General features: G+C 42.9%; 14 protein-coding genes. 8 read left to right on the top strand and 6 right to left on the bottom strand.

All coding sequences use genetic code 11. From position 1 onward, the window contains the following. Window positions 1-84: 84 nt before the first annotated feature. From mgtE to dcd, 5 genes are all read left to right on the top strand, one after another. Window positions 85-1,437 carry a magnesium transporter gene (gene mgtE, locus JMY05_RS06555; RefSeq protein WP_201538913.1) on the top strand — a complete coding sequence of 451 codons (1,353 nt, stop codon included), beginning with the start codon at window positions 85-87 and terminating at the stop codon, window positions 1,435-1,437. A gap of 171 nt (window positions 1,438-1,608) precedes the next feature. Beyond that, the gene (gene apbC / locus JMY05_RS06550; protein WP_201614554.1) at window positions 1,609-2,832 is read left to right on the top strand and encodes an iron-sulfur cluster carrier protein ApbC; all 1,224 of its coding nucleotides are present in this window, start codon (window positions 1,609-1,611) and stop codon (window positions 2,830-2,832) included. Window positions 2,833-2,925: 93 nt separating this feature from the next. After that, on the top strand, window positions 2,926-3,111 hold the full coding sequence (locus JMY05_RS06545; protein ID WP_201614552.1) for a hypothetical protein: 186 nt from the start codon (window positions 2,926-2,928) through the stop codon (window positions 3,109-3,111). A 262-nt stretch (window positions 3,112-3,373) separates the two neighbouring features. After that, a complete protein-coding gene (locus tag JMY05_RS06540; RefSeq protein ID WP_201614550.1) occupies window positions 3,374-4,516 on the top strand; it encodes a DUF2804 domain-containing protein in 1,143 nt (380 codons plus the stop codon). A 136-nt stretch (window positions 4,517-4,652) separates the two neighbouring features. Further along, window positions 4,653-5,228 carry a dCTP deaminase gene (gene dcd / locus JMY05_RS06535; protein ID WP_045446798.1) on the top strand — a complete coding sequence of 192 codons (576 nt, stop codon included), beginning with the start codon at window positions 4,653-4,655 and terminating at the stop codon, window positions 5,226-5,228. A gap of 107 nt (window positions 5,229-5,335) precedes the next feature. On the opposite strand, the gene JMY05_RS06530 is transcribed toward dcd, so the two are convergent. From JMY05_RS06530 to JMY05_RS06505, 6 genes are all read right to left on the bottom strand, one after another. After that, on the bottom strand, window positions 5,336-5,773 hold the full coding sequence (locus tag JMY05_RS06530; RefSeq protein ID WP_045446801.1) for a ClpXP protease specificity-enhancing factor: 438 nt from the start codon (window positions 5,771-5,773) through the stop codon (window positions 5,336-5,338). Window positions 5,774-6,027: 254 nt separating this feature from the next. Next, window positions 6,028-6,642, bottom strand: a complete 615-nt coding sequence (locus JMY05_RS06525) for a glutathione S-transferase N-terminal domain-containing protein (RefSeq protein ID WP_201614548.1) — start codon at window positions 6,640-6,642, stop codon at window positions 6,028-6,030. 196 nt (window positions 6,643-6,838) lie between these two features. Then, window positions 6,839-7,555, bottom strand: coding sequence for a cytochrome c1 (locus tag JMY05_RS06520; RefSeq protein WP_045446804.1), 717 nt, complete (start codon window positions 7,553-7,555; stop codon window positions 6,839-6,841). Continuing rightward, a complete protein-coding gene (locus tag JMY05_RS06515) occupies window positions 7,555-8,775 on the bottom strand; it encodes a cytochrome b (protein ID WP_372815435.1) in 1,221 nt (406 codons plus the stop codon). The genes JMY05_RS06520 and JMY05_RS06515 overlap by 1 nt, the downstream gene beginning before the upstream one ends. Window positions 8,776-8,782: 7 nt before the next feature. Beyond that, window positions 8,783-9,367, bottom strand: a complete 585-nt coding sequence (gene petA, locus JMY05_RS06510) for a ubiquinol-cytochrome c reductase iron-sulfur subunit (protein WP_045446807.1) — start codon at window positions 9,365-9,367, stop codon at window positions 8,783-8,785. Window positions 9,368-9,838: 471 nt separating this feature from the next. Continuing rightward, window positions 9,839-11,782, bottom strand: a complete 1,944-nt coding sequence (locus JMY05_RS06505) for an ATP-binding cassette domain-containing protein (protein WP_045446810.1) — start codon at window positions 11,780-11,782, stop codon at window positions 9,839-9,841. A gap of 241 nt (window positions 11,783-12,023) precedes the next feature. Here JMY05_RS06505 and JMY05_RS06500 point away from each other — a divergent pair, with 241 nt between their 5' ends. The 3 genes from JMY05_RS06500 to JMY05_RS06490 all read left to right on the top strand — a co-directional run bounded on the left by JMY05_RS06500 (window position 12,024) and on the right by JMY05_RS06490 (window position 15,709). Then, entirely contained in the window at window positions 12,024-12,296 is a 273-nt protein-coding gene (locus tag JMY05_RS06500; protein ID WP_045446813.1) for a SlyX family protein, read from the top strand. 206 nt (window positions 12,297-12,502) lie between these two features. After that, the gene (locus JMY05_RS06495; RefSeq protein WP_045446816.1) at window positions 12,503-13,897 is read left to right on the top strand and encodes an outer membrane protein transport protein; all 1,395 of its coding nucleotides are present in this window, start codon (window positions 12,503-12,505) and stop codon (window positions 13,895-13,897) included. Window positions 13,898-14,302: 405 nt separating this feature from the next. Further along, a complete protein-coding gene (locus JMY05_RS06490) occupies window positions 14,303-15,709 on the top strand; it encodes a hypothetical protein (protein ID WP_201614546.1) in 1,407 nt (468 codons plus the stop codon). Window positions 15,710-16,184 lie beyond the last annotated feature (475 nt).

Genomic DNA, 16,184 nt, shown 5'->3' with positions numbered 1-16,184 from the left:
AGTTTTATATTAATTTGAGCCAATTAGATTGGCTCTTTTTTATGAGCGCTTGAATACCGTTTCGGGTCGCACGGAGTAAGTATAATGAATGATAAGGATTTTGCAAAAACGCTTGCAGTAACAGTAAGCCGTGCTATCGAGCAACAGCAGTTTGAGCAATCAATCAATCAACTTCAAAATTTGCGCCCGATTGATATTGCCGATGTTCTGGCACTCATGGAGCCAAATCTTGCGTGGCAGCTACTTGAGCATCTGCCAAATCGTTCTACCGTGTTCTCCTATTTAGAAACGGATATTCAGGTTGCACTTGCCTATGTATTTCCTCGGGCTGTATTAGCAAAGATAGTAGGCGAGATGCCCGCAGATGAGCGTACCGATTTATATAAGCACCTAAATCAGGAGCAGCGGGATGCTTTGTTACCAGCATTGGCACAGGCACAACGTGAAGATATTCGTAAGTTATCTGCCTATGAGGAGCGCACTGCTGGTGCATTGATGACGTCTGATTATGCGACTTTAGCTGCTCATATGACTGTCTCTGAGGCATTGGCAGCACTGCGCCTAGAAGCACCTGATGCCGAAACTATTTATCATGCTTATGTGATTGATGACGAGCGTAAGTTATTAGGTGTTGTCTCTTTACGAGTACTTATTTTAGCGGCTCCTGAGCAGCTGATTAATGACATTATGATGAGCACAGTAGTGTCTTGTAATGTCAATGATGATCAAGAAGACGTTGCGAAAGTCGTGGCTCGCTATGATTTAATTGCGCTGCCTATTACCGATGATAGTGGTGCTTTGGTCGGTATTGTTACCCACGATGATGCGATGGATGTGGCGAGTGATGAGGCAACCGATGATTTCCATAAGTCGGGCGGTGTCTCGACCATGGTTGGCAAATTAAAAGACGTCAGCGTTCGAGTGTTATACCGTAAGCGCGTATTCTGGTTGGTGTTTTTAGTGTTTGGTAACTTACTCTCAGGGTTGAGTATTTCCAATTTTGAAGATGTGATTGCTGCCAATTTGGTATTGGTGTTCTTTTTGCCTTTATTGGTCGACAGTGGTGGTAACGCTGGCTCGCAGTCAGCGACCTTGATGGTGCGAGCTTTGGCGACTGGCGATGTGGTCATGCGTGACTGGTTTTCATTATTGGGTCGAGAGGCGGTGGTTGCGTTGATGCTTGGGGCGACGATGGCGGTGGCTATCTCAATCATCGGTTATGTACGTGGTGATGCAGTGGTATCGTTAGTGCTGGCACTGAGTATGATGTCGGTGGTGATGATTGGTTGTGTGATTGGTATGAGCTTACCTTTTGTGCTTAATAAATTGGGTTTTGACCCTGCCACTGCCAGTGCGCCTTTGATTACCTCTGTCTGTGATGCCTCGGGTGTACTTATTTATTTGTTTATTGCTTCACAGTTTTTGTCTATCGGTTAATGCTGCTATAAAGCCTAGTCCCACTAGCGTTGTGGTTTTTTTATAGTGGTAATTCAGCTACACTGTCACTATAAAAGGTCTGGCTAACACGTTCACGAGCGGTATTGTTCACGACAGTATTCGCTGAGTTTTTGCCATGCCCACCCACTTGTATAGGCAGTAATAGTCGCTATGTTTAACTTTATGAAGAAAACCTCCACCAAAAAATCAGAAACACCAGAGCAGCGAGCAGAGCGCGATAGTGCCGTGGACAAGGTGCTGCTTGGTTATGAGGTAGGTACTGTCAGTATTGCCACCATGGTAACGGGGCTCGAGCGTGATGGTGACCAGCTCACCTTAGATTTGCGTCTACCCGTAAATAGTAATCCTGAAATTATCCAACAAGAACTTGGGCAACTGTTACATCCGCACGGTATCAAGACTATTCATATGAATGTTCGTCTGCCCGCACCGACGAAAGGCTCGGGGTCAAGTCTGCCAAAAGCAATGCCAAAAACCACTAATGCCATGGACAATCAACATAAACCAGCGGCAAATACTGATAGCAATACTACTGTTGAACCACCAATTACCAAAGCCGCGCCGACACAAGCGTCACTCGCCGCGCATCCGCGCATTCGTCATATTATCGTCGTGGCATCGGGTAAAGGCGGTGTTGGTAAATCCACTACCACGGTCAACATTGCTTTGGCATTACAAAAGCTAGGCAACCGTGTTGGCGTACTGGATGCCGATATTTATGGTCCTAGCATGCCAACGATGCTGGGCGTCGATAATGTCAAACCTGAGCTGGAAAACGAGCAGTTTGTTCCTATCAATGCGCACGGCATGGCAATGCTATCGATTGGTAGCTTGCTCGATGGTGAAAATACGCCTGTCGCGTGGCGCGGACCAAAAGCCACTGGTGCGCTGATGCAGCTGTATAACCAAACCAACTGGCCGCAGCTAGATTACTTAGTCATTGATATGCCACCAGGTACGGGCGATATTCAGTTAACACTAGCGCAGCGTATTCCCGTAACGGGCGCGGTGATTGTCACGACGCCGCAGCATATTGCCTTGCTTGATGCGCAAAAAGGCATTGAGATGTTTAACAAAACCAACATCCCAGTACTTGGCGTGGTCGAAAACATGGCACTGCATACCTGTAGTAACTGTAATCATACCGAAGCTATCTTTGGCACAGGTGGCGGCGAAAAAATTGCTGAGCAATACCATGTGCCGCTGTTAGGGCAATTGCCATTGGCCAGCGGTATTCGTGCACAAGTGGATAAAGGTGAGCCAAGCGTATTAGCCGATGATGAGTTTGCGCCGTACTATCTTAGCATTGCTAAAAATATCGAAGCCACTATTAATAAATTCGCCAAGCCTGTCGATGATAAGCGTATTTTTTAATAGTGTTATAACGGTTCTCGATGATTTTTAGCGATAGATAAATAGCCTAAGTATAAAAACTTGCAAGGATTTGGGTTTTAAAAAAGGAATATTGTGAGCTTGTCGATTTATCAAGGACATTTAGACGATATTCCCATGCAGTATATGTTTTTGAAATTATTGCGCCCGCCGATATACGTGGTTGAGCTCTCAAACAATCAACTGATGGCGTTTGCTACTATAAAGATGGGAGTAGCAAACGGCATCAAGTTAATGATGACTTTAGTAATCGCCGCATAGTGATTGCTGATCTTTTAAAAGCGGTACAAGCGTTAGCTTATCTACTACTTAAATTCCCTAATCATCTGTTTGGAATAAGTGCTTTTGCAGTAGTCAATGTCTCTGAAGAATTGGCAGACGGATTGACGATGATATAAATAAAAGCGATTAGAGAAGCAATTTGGGCGGCGTCCGCAAAGACAAAAAGAAGAATAGTTAGCAGCACAGTCAGCTACCAAGGACAGCTAATCTCACAATGATATTTGGCTAGGATACCATGACTATGAATAAAAACTTTAACAGCCAAGATCAGCAACAATTATCTACCAGCAGTAAGCCAGTTGCTCTCAATGAGCTGATTAAAAACGGTCAGCCTACTTTTGGCATCTTTGCTCACGTTAAAAATATCAATTATTTGGACTATCATAGCCACCTTATCTCACAAAAGACGCTGCCAAACTGGCGCAAAGAGTTAAAAGCCAATCAATTTTGCTTTATTCAAATTATCCAGCCGCCTTATCGGGTTTGTCTGGCATTGGCAACGATTAAGTTGGCAACCAGTGCCTTTGTTTATATTTATAACGAAGCGAAGGATGAGCTAGAGGTTTGTGAAGCATTGCAACCTTTGACGCATCAAACACAGTTAAAAGGCGATTGCTATCAAGGGCAAATGGCATTTACCCATAGTAATCTCACATTAACATTGGATTTTATGCCCTCACAAGTCGCAGTAGCATTGGACAGTAAACACATTACGCTTGATGCGACGCTACAGCGGCAAGCAGCGCCATTAGCAGTCTGCACACCAACGGGCAGGCGCGGCTGGACTTTCACCCAAAAAGAACCGTTGACGGGTATATCTGGTCATTTACTTATTAAAGCCCATTCAAAATTTAACACTGATACTCAAGCCAAACAAATTAACTTTTCCAAAACGACTATCGCCAATCTCGATTGGACGCTTGGTTATATGCGTCACAAGACCAATTGGTTTTGGAGTTGTATCAATAGCTATTTGCCAGACGGTCGTCATTTTGCCCTAAATCTAGCGATGGGCGTCAATGAAACAGGGGTTAGCGAAAATGCGTGCTGGCTGAATGGGCAGATTTATTATTTACCGCCTGTGATGTTTGTCCGTGATGGTTTAAATTTGCCAGCTAATGAGCAAGATGATACTGCTAAAATCATAGATAATACGCGACAGCCTTGGCGCATCTATCATCAAAACCTAGGCTGGAGCAATGTTGATATTGACTTAACCTTCACGCCGATAACCGTTTATAAAAAGACGGATAACTTTGGTGTGCTTGCCAGTATTTTTGAGCAATGGCTTGGTTTTTACAGTGGTGAGATACGTCTAAAAGATGACGTGATTAAAATCGATAAGATAATGGGCTTAGCTGAAGATCATTTCGCAAAATGGTAGGCGGTTGTCGTATTGATTGTAGATTTATATTAAACGTAGGCAAGCCTATAAATTAAGCGCTCAATTCCGTATAATCGTCGCTATCAAAATACCCTTCATATCGTAAATTTTATTTTATAGCTGCTAAGGAACAACAATGTCTATCAAGTCTGACCGCTGGATTCGTAAAATGGCTGAAGAACACAGCATGATTGAGCCGTTTGAAGCGGGTCAAGTACGTTTTAATGATGCAGGCGAGCGTTTGGTTAGCTACGGTACGTCAAGCTATGGTTATGATGTACGCTGCGCGCCTGAATTTAAAGTTTTTACCAATGTTCATTCAGTGATTGTAGATCCAAAAAACTTTGATGAAAAAAGCTTTATTGATGTCATCGGTGACGAGTGCATTATTCCACCAAACTCGTTTGCGCTAGCACGCACTATGGAATATTTCCGTATTCCACGCGATGTATTGACGATCTGTCTTGGTAAATCAACGTATGCCCGTTGCGGAATTATCGTCAACGTGACGCCGCTGGAGCCTGAGTGGGAAGGGCATGTCACTTTGGAATTTAGTAACACGACCAATCTACCAGCGCGTATTTATGCAGGCGAAGGGGTGGCACAAATGCTGTTTTTCCAAAGTGATGCTGATGACGTATGTGAAACCAGCTATAAAGATCGCGGCGGTAAGTATCAAGGTCAGCGCGGCGTGACATTGCCAAGAACCTAGTAATCTTATATGCTAACTAAAAGTGCACAACAATAAATATTTTAGATTAATCGCAGAAAGGCTGACCGTATATGATACGACCAGCCTTTTTTATAACGAAAAATTGACTATTTCAATACTTTTAAACCTGCTTTATTATCACGTTTGGCTTTAGGTGTCGCAGTAGGGCTCTTCTGTGAGCTTACTATCGCATCATCTTCAGGTTGATAGTTGTCATATTCATTGGGGTCAAAAAACATCCCTTGCGAGTTTTCTTTTGCATAAATACCTAATACCGATGTCATTGGTACCCAAATCTCTTGTGACACGCCGCCAAAACGCGCACTAAAATGAATATAATCATTTTCCATACTCATATTACCAGTCGCACGGCTGGCGATATTCAATACGATACGACCATCTTGCACGTGTTCCCTTGGAATCTGTACGTTTTCGGCAGTGGCATCAACCATCAGGTAAGGCGTTAGTTGATTGTCTTCTATCCACTGATAAAGCGCGCGCACCATATAAGGACGTGTTGGGGTAATAGAGGTGGTTTCGCTCATCTAAGGGTTTCCTATACTGATAATTTGAAGATAATAATCTAAAGATATTTTGTTGTTTTCTATTTTAAGACAGCGGTTAAGCATTGTCTAGGGTGTGTCCTGCTCTTGCAAATGGTAATAAAAATTGCAGCCAAACAAGGAAAATAGTACTGATAATAACTAAATATAAGCAAGCTATTTGACACAGTTTGACAAAGATTTAGTCATTTTTGGCCCATTTAAGGTTTAATGCTCAGATTTAGGATACACCCTAATTAACGCACACTTTTTTGAAAGCTAGTACGCTCAAAGACCCGCTGTTGATAGTCAAATAAGGGGCGACTAATCGCACGTGGCAGCTCGATTCCCATTTCTTCAAGTCGCCATAACAAAGGTGCTAACAATACATCACACCAGCCAAACTCGTCTGCCATAAAATAAGGTTTATGAGCAAACAGTGGTGACAACGTAATCAAAGAATCGCTTAACTGTTTTTTCGCAATACCAGCTTGTGCTTTATTAAAGCTATTAGGGTGCATGAGTAGACGCTTACCGAGTACCAGCCAATCGTGCTGAATACGCCAAGCCAATTGGCGAAATTGGGCACGCTCTTGCGGGGTATCCGGCAGTAGCTTGTTTGTATGGTAACGCTCTTCAAGATACTCAAAGATAACGTTGATCTCATACAGTGCGATTTCACGTTGTTGCAGAACAGGCAAGGTGTGATAGGGATTCAGCTCGGTTAAATCTTCAGGCCGTTCAGAGTGCAAGCGTGATAGATAATAGGCAAGCTTTTTTTCCTCAAGCAATAGGCGCACTACATGACTGTCGTAGCCGTCATCAGCGTATAAAATCAGCTGACTACTTGGAATGTCGTTCGCATCAATCATGAAAGCCTAATGTTAATAGTAAAGCCTATCATCGTAAACAAAGTTGCCCTGATTATCAAGGCAAGGTACGTAAACATTGCGGGTGAGCCTTGTTTTAAATAATGGTTCAGTGTTTTATGGTCTTTTAAGAGACAAAAAAAGGCACTACCAGAGTAGTGCCTTTTTTTTCGATAAAAATATATTTTTTAATACTTAATTATTTTACATCTTTCCAGAATTCTTTGTTCAATAAGTAAACTGGAATGAGTAATACTAATAAGAATAAAATCACAAAGAAGCCAATCACTTGACGGTCATGACGGTTAGGCTCTGCCATCCACGCCATAAAGTTAACCAAATCACCCACTTCAGATTCAAACTCTTCAGCACTCAGCTCTTCTTGCATATTATGCAATACATGAGGCATCGCCGCATTGGCAAGTACTAAGTTATTGGCACCCCAAGGACGGCTTGGGTCTTCATAAAACGATAACAGGTAAGTATATACCCAGTCATCGCCACGTAGTCTGGTTTCAAGTGATAGATCAGGAGGCGCTGCGCCAAACCATGATGCTTGTACTTCAGGATCAATTTCAGCATTGATATGATCACCGATTTGATCGGTAGTGACCATCAAATACTTTTCGACCAACTCAGGTGGTATCTCTAAATCTTTAGCAATGCGCGAGTGACGAACATACTGTGCAGAGTGACAACCAGCACAGTAGTTCATAAAGATTTTCGCACCGTTTTGTAGCGAGCCCTTATTGGTAAAATCAATAGGAGCAGTACTACAAGCTAAGTGTTCTTCAACACCCTCAGCATTAGTGAATGTACCACATCCACCGCCACCAGCTGCCAGTGCAGTACCAGCCGTCAAGGTTAATGCCGCGCCTAAGCCTAGACCCGCTAGGGATTTAATTAGCGTGTTCATTAGTGACCTCCGGTAACGCGTTCTGGTGGCTGTTTACACTTCTCAATAGAGGTATAAATTGGCATCAGTAAGAAAAACAAGAAATACAAGACAGTGAAGATACGAGCCATCAATGTTGCTGTTGGAGTCGTTGGCGTCGCGCCTAAGTAACCTAAAACTAAGAAACTAATCGCAAACACGGTTAAAGCAATTTTAGATAAAATGCCTTTATAACGTATAGAGCGTACAGGCGATCTGTCTAGCCATGGTATCAAGAATAGTACGGCAATCGCACCACCCATCGCAATCACACCACCTAACTTGTCAGGAACCGCACGTAAAATGGCATAGAATGGCGTGTAATACCATACTGGTGCAATGTGTGCTGGCGTTTTCAATGAATTCGCTGTCTCAAAGTTTGGTGGCTCAAGGAAGAATCCGCCGCCTTCCGGGAAGAAGAATACCACTGCAAAGAACAAGATAAAGAAGACCACGATACCAATCATATCATGCACTGTGTAGTACGGATGGAATTCAATACCATCTAACGGCACACCATTTTTATCTTTTAGCTTCTTGATATCAATACCATCAGGGTTGTTCGAACCCACATGGTGTAGCGCTACAATATGCATGAATACTAAGCCCACAAGTACGAGCGGGATAGCAACCACATGTAGAGCAAAGAAGCGGTTTAGGGTGATACCTGAGATAATATAATCACCACGTACCCATTCTGCAAGCCCATCACCAATCACAGGTAGAGCAGCAGGAAGGTTCAAGATAACCTGTGCACCCCAAAATGACATGTTGCCCCAAGGAAGTAGGTAACCGAAGAAACCTTCTGCCATCAATGCTAAGTAAATACCCATACCGATGAGCCAAATAAGCTCACGTGGTTTCTGGTATGAACCATATAGCAGTGCTCTAAACATATGCAGATATACGACCACAAAGAACGCAGATGCGCCAGTTGAGTGCATATAACGGATGAGCCAACCACCTTTGACATCGCGCATGATGTATTCAACAGATGCAAATGCCCCTTCGGCACTTGGGTTGTACATCATGGTCAGCCAAATACCTGTTACCAATTGGTTAACCAATACCACCATTGATAACACGCCAAAAAAGTACCAAAAGTTAAAGTTTTTTGGTGCATAGTACTTTGACATATGGTATTCATAGGTTTCGGTCGCTGGAAAGCGTGCGTCCACCCAATGCATTAACTTTTTACCCATGCTCATATTAAGCCTCCCCAATCGTCAAGATGGTACCATCCATGTTGTAATCTGGGACAGGTAAGTTAAGCGGTGCAGGAACGCCACTATAAACGCGACCCGCCAAGTCATATTTAGACCCGTGGCATGGGCAGAAAAATCCGCCATACCAATCATTACCACCCAAGTCAGCCGCGCCAACATCAGGACGGTAGTTTGGTGCACAACCTAAATGTGTACAGACGCCTTCTACTACCAAGACTTCTGGTGAGATAGAGCGTTCTGGATTTTTACAGTATTCAGGTTGTAATGACGCATCAGATTCAGGGTCAGACAGTAAAGGTTTTACTGACGCTAAAGTCGCTAGCATGTCTTCTGTGCGTTTGACCACAAAAATGGGTTTACCGCGATATTTGACAACGATCATCTGTCCTGCTTCGATAGAACCAATATCTTGGGTCACTGCAGCCCCTGCAGCCTCAGCTTTAGCGCTTGGGTACCAAGAACGGACAAAAGGTGTTGCCACAGCAGCTACCCCAGCTGCACCAATCGCGGCAGTCGAGGCAATAAGAACTCTACGGCGTTGTACGTTAACGCCTTCGGCTTGGCTCATTAATACTTCCTCCAGGTGAATGAAATGGGATTATCCCACACTGGGTTTGTGGCTTAGAAAATGTACAATATCAAGCCACTTTGGCTGTGCCTAATTTTGCTAATTGTTGCTATTCTAAGCTATTTCGGTGATAAAATAAATTATTGCGTTAAAAATAAAGCAACCTTGATAGAACATACTCTAAGGTTGAATAGGAGAATTGATGCAAAATAGCTGCATTATCAATGTCTCACATAGATTTTTTGGCAAGGATTATAAGCGTGATGACCTTATAATTAATAAGGATATTTTGCAATAGCGAATGATACTCGAAATTAAGGTAATGTTCACTAACTTTCACTATCTAACTGCTATGTAAGTAGTCGTAAACCAATAATCACCGCTTTATAAGAACAAAACGGTGATTATTTCATTACTTTTTATGTTTTATCAAACTTCAAGTTTTATAAAACATCGCTTTAGTCGCTAACGTTAGCTCTCAAGCTCACTCCAACGCTCAAGCTTACTCATCATCTCATCTTCAATCGTCAGTAGGCGCTCACTTGCGGCAGTCGCTGCATTAACGTCAGTGGTGAACCATGACCCATCAGCCAGTTTCTCTTGCAATTGGGCTTGCTCAGCTTCTAATGCAGCGATTTCTTTTGGCAAATTGTCCAGTTCACGCTGTTCATTGAAATTGAGCTTTTTGGCAGCTTTGTTAGGTTTTGCTGCGGTTGTATTATTGGTAACTTTACTGGCAGTATTTGCATTATTGGCTGGTGCTCTAGCCGCGTGTGCTGCTTGCTCACGGTTTTTCTGTACCAAGTATTCTTGATAACCACCGACATACTCTTTAACGATACCTTTGCCGTCTTCATCTTGGTCAAATACCCAAGTAGAGGTAACGACATTGTCCATAAATGAGCGGTCATGGCTGATGAGCAAAATCGTACCGCCAAAGCTGGCGACGGACTCTTCTAGTAGCTCAAGTGTCGCCATATCCAAGTCGTTGGTTGGCTCATCAAGTACCAGAATGTTGGCAGGCTTTAATAGCTGCTTGGCAAGTAGCACGCGGTTACGCTCACCACCTGATAATGCTTTGACTGGGGTACGCGCACGCTCTGGGGCAAATAAGAAATCTTGTAGATAGCTCATGATGTGTGTCTTACGACCACCCACTTCGACGAAATCCGAGCCTTCAGAGACGTTTTGCGCCACACTGGCTTCAAGGTCTAACTGATCGCGCAACTGGTCGAAGAAAGCGATTTTTAAGTTAGTGCCTAATTCAACACTACCAGTCTTGGTAACTTCGTCATCAGACATATCGAGTAGGGCTTTAATCAGTGTGGTTTTGCCCGCACCGTTGGGTCCGACAATACCGATTTTATCGCCGCGCATGATAGTGGTTGTAAAATTATCAACCAATACGTTGCCATCATACTCAAGATGTAAGTTTTTGACTTTACAGACAAGTTTACCGCTTTTCTCGCCTTGACCCATCGTGATATTAACGTTACCGACTTGCTCACGGCGATCACTACGCTCTTCACGTAAAGCTTTTAGCTCACGGACACGGCCTTCATTACGGGTACGACGGGCTTTGATACCTTGGCGAATCCATACTTCTTCTTGCGCCAGTTTTTTATCAAAGTTGGCGTTATTTTTTTCTTCAGCGAGTAACTGCAGCTCTTTTAGCTCTTGATAGCGTGCATAGCCACCTTCGCCTTGAGTGACGTCATAGCTGGTCAATTGACCACGATCTAGCTCAATGATGCGCGTCGATAGTTTATTGACAAATGCTCTATCGTGGGTCACGAATAGTAGGGTCAAACCTTGCCAATCCAATAAAAAGCGCTCTAGCCATTCAATACTATCAACGTCTAAATGGTTGGTTGGTTCATCGAGCAGCAGTACATCAGGTTTGGTGACCAATGAGCGTGCTAGTAGTACACGGCGCTTACGACCACCTGATAATGAAGATAAATCATCATCTGGATCCAGCCCCATGGTTTTGATCAGGCGGGTGGCTTCGCGCTCTAAATCCCAACCGTGTACCGCATCGATATCATGCTGCAAATCGGCCATACGCTCACAAGCATCCATGTCGCCATTGGCACATAAGTCAGTTTGGGCATTGTAGTTGATAAGCAGCTCAGCCGTGCGGCTGCTACCACCCATAACGATGTCTAGGATACGTCCGCTTGTCTCAGGAACGTCTTGTTCTAGCATCGCCACGCGCACGCTGCTATTGATAATGACTTCGCCGCTATCAGGTTGTAAGGTGCCGTTAATTAGCTTAAATAAGGTGGATTTGCCTTCGCCATTACGGCCAATTAAACAGACACGTTCACCTGCTTCAATAGCAAAATCAATGCCATCAAGAACAGGAGCGACGCCAAAAGCAAGGTGGATATCTTTTAAATGTATCAGAGCCATAGAATATCTTAAGCTTATATAATAGTGAGGTAGGGGTTGCTGCAAAATTGCGAGCAGTATAACATGCCATCACGTGACTGTAGTGAGCGTAAATGATTTTATCCGCACTATTTATAGCTTTTATTAACGGCTGCTATTTTATAAAGAGCATCGTCATCTAATTGCTACTTTTTATCGGTCATCGAGCCATTTTATTAATGAATCCTAGCAGTCTTATGTTTATGATAATTCAGAGAAAAATATGAATCAATTTAATCCTCAAGATAAGGCTCAGAACGAGGCTTTAGCTGTGCATGCTGATCTACAAACGCAACAAATCATTGATTTACAGATGAGTATGGCGCATCTAGAGATGACAGTAGAGCGACTCGATGAGGTGATTGCGCGGCAAGATAAAGATATTCAGACATTACAACGACAGTTGCAGCTGATTTATAAACAAGTGGAAAGTCAGGATCCTGAAGGCGGCATTGCACCTTTTGATGTAATGGCAGAAAGACCCCCTCATTATTAATATCTGCAGAAACTAAATGGTTGAAAATTTATAACTATTATATCCGCATTGTGAGATACAGATACTGTTCAGTCATAATCATGAAATAATGTGTTTTTGCAGTTGTTTTAATGTTCGAAAATCATTACTATCCTCCACCTCGGATGCTGCTTGCTTATTAAAATTAAGTAAAGTAGTAAAACAATGCGGACGTTTGGAGATACATAATGCGCGCAAATTTTCATTTGAAAACTCTAACAGTAGCTGTTGCTGCTCTTTCTATTGCTAGCGTTGCTAGTGCTGCTGGTCTTGATCGTTCAGGTCAAGATATCACTGCATTCTTACAAGATGGCACCTACGCCGAATCTGTTTATACTTATATCGATGCCGATGTGAGTGGTAAAGACTTGTCAGGCAATAAGCTCAATGATATCGCAGAGTCTTATGATTTTTTCCGTTATGGTGTAAAAGCAGATATTAACGACACGTTTAGCATCGGTATTTTATATGATGAGCCTTTTGGTGCCGCCGCTGATTATAACGGTCAAAACGATTTCGTTACCGAAAGTGATCGTGACGCTATCATTCAAGACTTTACAAAAAACCCTAATATTACCGAAGCTTACGTCGATAACGTATTAATACCACAATTGCAAGGGGCGCTTGCTCCAGGTAATCCAGGTGGTTTAACCGCTGAAGAATTACAAGCCGCTCAAGGTCAGCTTATTGGTCTTGAAGCCGCTAAAGGTCTAGCAGCAGTAGCGGGCGAAGCGACGCAAGTAGAAGTACGTACTGAGAGTATTACTGGTATTCTTGGTGCTAAATTTGGCGCTAACAAAGAGTTTCAAGCTTATGGTGGTCCAGTGGCTCAGCGCGTAAAGGCAGATGTAAAATTGCGCGGTGACGCATACAGTTCAGCCAAGGGTTATACCACTCACATCAGTAATGACCAAGACTATGGCTGGATCGCTGGTATGGCTTATAGCAAGCCTGAAATTGCACTTAAAGCTGCTTTGACGTATCGCTCTGAAATCAAGCATAATGCAAAGGCTTTTGAGACTTTTCCAATTGCTACGGCTGCAGGTGCTACCGCTGGTCTAGCGTTGCCGACTACCAGACATTCTGATATTGAAATCAATACGCCAGAATCAGTCAACTTTGATTTCCAGACGGGTATCAATCCTACCATGCTAGCTACTGCAAAAGTCCGTTGGGTGCCTTGGAGTGATTTTGCTATCGTACCGTCACTATACAATGATGTCAGTAAAATATCGACAAAAGATGATGAAGGCTTGGCATTAGTTAGTTACGATGAAGATCAATGGCAAGTTGAGCTAGGTCTCGCTAAGCGCATGACGCCAGCATTAGCAGTAACAGGCACTGTCGGTTGGGATAGTGGTGCTGGTAACCCTGTAACCTCGCTAGGTCCTATCGAAGGCTATTACAGTGCTGGCTTGGGTGCCAAGTACAATGTGACAGAAAACTGGGCAGTATCAGCGGGTGGTAAATATCTATGGTTCGGTGATGCTAAAGGCCAAATTCCGACTAAAGCCGTGGTGAGTAACTTTGAAGACAACGATGGTTTTGCACTTGGCGTGAAGCTTTCTTACCAAGCAAACTAATGTAAGTTGTAATTTGCTAACTTATAAATCCATAGTCTAAATAATAAAAAGCGATCCTGATTGGGTCGCTTTTTTATGCCAGCGTGTTTAAGTTTAATAAAAGATTAGAGTATTTTAGGATTATTAAGTTACAACAGATAGGGATCTGCCTGCTATCTCTAAAAAATACTGAGAGCAATTTAAAAAATATCAGAATGAAAAACTAGATATTAGTTTTGTACGTGTATCTTATTTGTACTGTCCAGTCATATTTGGGAAATAAAGCACTTTAATTGTTGTTTTAGTGTCAAAAAGGCATTAGTATTCATCTCAGGACACGACTTTTATAATCATAAAGTTATGCGCAGCAATGCTAAATATTGATTATTTAAGTAGTAAAACAACAAGGACGTTTGGAGATACACAATGCGCAATACTTTTCATTTAAAAACCCTTGCAGTAGCGATTGCCGCTTTTTCTGTAGCTAGCGTAACCAATGCTGCTGGTCTTGACCGTTCAGGTCAGGATGTCACAGCCTTCCTCCAAGATGGCACCTATGCTGAAGCTGTTTACACCTATATCGATGCTGATGTTAGTGGTTATGATAGCGCCAATAACGTTCCTACGAATAACACCTATGTTAGAGGTGATAAGACTGGCGATATCGCTGAATATTATGATTTCTTTCGTTATGGTGTAAAAACAGATATCAATGAAACCTTTAGTGTTGGTATCTTATATGATGAGCCCTTTGGCGCAGCAGCGCAATATACTGGCGACAACAATTTTGTGTCGAAAGGCGATCTTGATGCTTCTGTCGCTGCTATTACTAACAATCAAGCTCCCACTTATGCCGCAGCTTTGGCTGGAATAGGTGCGCTCACGCCAGGAGAAACGGCTGGAGTCTTGACAGATGAACAGCAAGCGCAGTTAGATGGTTTGCGTGGAGCAGTAGGTATCGCAAATGCTGAAGCAGCTAATGCAGGGGAAGGTACTAATGTTGAAGTACGTAGTAACAGCCTGACAGCTATTCTTGGCGCAAAATTTGGTGCCAACAAAGAGTTTCAAGTATACGGTGGTCCAGTCGCTCAACGTATTGAGTCTGAAGTGAAATTACGAGGTTTGGCTTATGGTCCTGCTACTGGCTATACCTCACGTAACAGCCCTGATATGGACTATGGTTATATAGCTGGTATTGCCTATAGCAAACCTGAAATTGCCTTAAAAGCAGCGCTGACCTATCGCTCTGAAATTGACCACAACATGAAGATTGCTGAAAACTACCCCATTGCAGGTGCTTTAGCTGGTGATCCAGCTGCAGCCAATCGCACCAGTAATATGGAAATTACTACTCCTAAATCCGTAAACTTTGATTTTCAGACCGGTATTAACCCAACGACTTTAGCAACTGCAAAAGTGCGCTGGGTACCTTGGGGTGACTTTAAGATTACGCCGCCACTATATAATGAGGTTAGTAAAAGATCTTATGGACCTGATGGTTTGAACTTGGTTGAGTACGAAGAGGATCAATGGCAAGTAGAGCTTGGTCTAGCCAAGCGTGTTGCGCCAGCACTTGCAATTAGTGGTACCGTTGGTTGGGATAGTGGTGCTGGTAACCCTGTTACCTCGTTAGGTCCTATCGAAGGCTATTACAGCGCTGGTTTGGGTGCAAAGTATAACGTGACAGAAAACTGGGCAGTATCAGCGGGTGGCAAATACCTATGGTTCGGCGATGCCCAAGGTGTATTGCCAAGTGACAAAATTGTTGGTGACTTTCAAGACAATGATGGATATATCTTCGGTGTGAAATTGTCTTACCAAGACACTAAATAATACGCATATTTAGCAGTACTAATACATAAAAAAAGCGATCCGTGATGGGTCGCTTTTTTTTATCGGTGTTCGAAATAGAAATTGATATAAAAGAACATTAAATCAACGACTTTAAAGTGTGCATAAAGGTTTTTAGCAAAATAATAAATTTATTTGACAGCTTTTTTTAGACGATGTCTAAGACGGCAGTGATTGGTTTCTTGCCCGCAATTAAACGATATTTGCTTCAAACATAAGCCACAACATCATTGAGTTATTACGATCATAAGTATATTTTAGCTGAAATATACGCTTCTTGAAACACACTTAAATCCAAGACTCATTGACCTCTAAGCGCTAATAGTATCTTTTCTTATAGATGATCTTATATATCGATGACCCTATGGTGCTCGGTATTGTGCCAGCGCTAATGGATATCATAACCGCCATATCTCTAACTCTTTAGCCTCGCTGAGGTAGTTCTGCTTATCCATTT

The sequence above is a fragment of the Psychrobacter sp. JCM 18902 genome (assembly GCF_904846615.1).
GTDB lineage: Bacteria > Pseudomonadota > Gammaproteobacteria > Pseudomonadales > Moraxellaceae > Psychrobacter.
This window is presented reverse-complemented; position numbering and strand designations above follow the sequence as displayed.

Coding starts and splice junctions, on each gene's coding strand:
- mgtE (WP_201538913.1), top strand. CDS start 85: ATGAATGATAAGGATTTTGCAAAAACGCTTGCAGTAACAGTAAGCCGT.
- JMY05_RS06540 (WP_201614550.1), top strand. CDS start 3,374: ATGAATAAAAACTTTAACAGCCAAGATCAGCAACAATTATCTACCAGC.
- JMY05_RS06520 (WP_045446804.1), bottom strand. CDS start 7,555: ATGAACACGCTAATTAAATCCCTAGCGGGTCTAGGCTTAGGCGCGGCA.
- JMY05_RS06530 (WP_045446801.1), bottom strand. CDS start 5,773: ATGAGCGAAACCACCTCTATTACCCCAACACGTCCTTATATGGTGCGC.
- JMY05_RS06490 (WP_201614546.1), top strand. CDS start 14,303: ATGCGCAATACTTTTCATTTAAAAACCCTTGCAGTAGCGATTGCCGCT.
- apbC (WP_201614554.1), top strand. CDS start 1,609: ATGTTTAACTTTATGAAGAAAACCTCCACCAAAAAATCAGAAACACCA.
- dcd (WP_045446798.1), top strand. CDS start 4,653: ATGTCTATCAAGTCTGACCGCTGGATTCGTAAAATGGCTGAAGAACAC.
- petA (WP_045446807.1), bottom strand. CDS start 9,367: ATGAGCCAAGCCGAAGGCGTTAACGTACAACGCCGTAGAGTTCTTATT.
- JMY05_RS06500 (WP_045446813.1), top strand. CDS start 12,024: ATGAATCAATTTAATCCTCAAGATAAGGCTCAGAACGAGGCTTTAGCT.
- JMY05_RS06495 (WP_045446816.1), top strand. CDS start 12,503: ATGCGCGCAAATTTTCATTTGAAAACTCTAACAGTAGCTGTTGCTGCT.
- JMY05_RS06525 (WP_201614548.1), bottom strand. CDS start 6,642: ATGATTGATGCGAACGACATTCCAAGTAGTCAGCTGATTTTATACGCT.
- JMY05_RS06505 (WP_045446810.1), bottom strand. CDS start 11,782: ATGGCTCTGATACATTTAAAAGATATCCACCTTGCTTTTGGCGTCGCT.
- JMY05_RS06515 (WP_372815435.1), bottom strand. CDS start 8,775: ATGGGTAAAAAGTTAATGCATTGGGTGGACGCACGCTTTCCAGCGACC.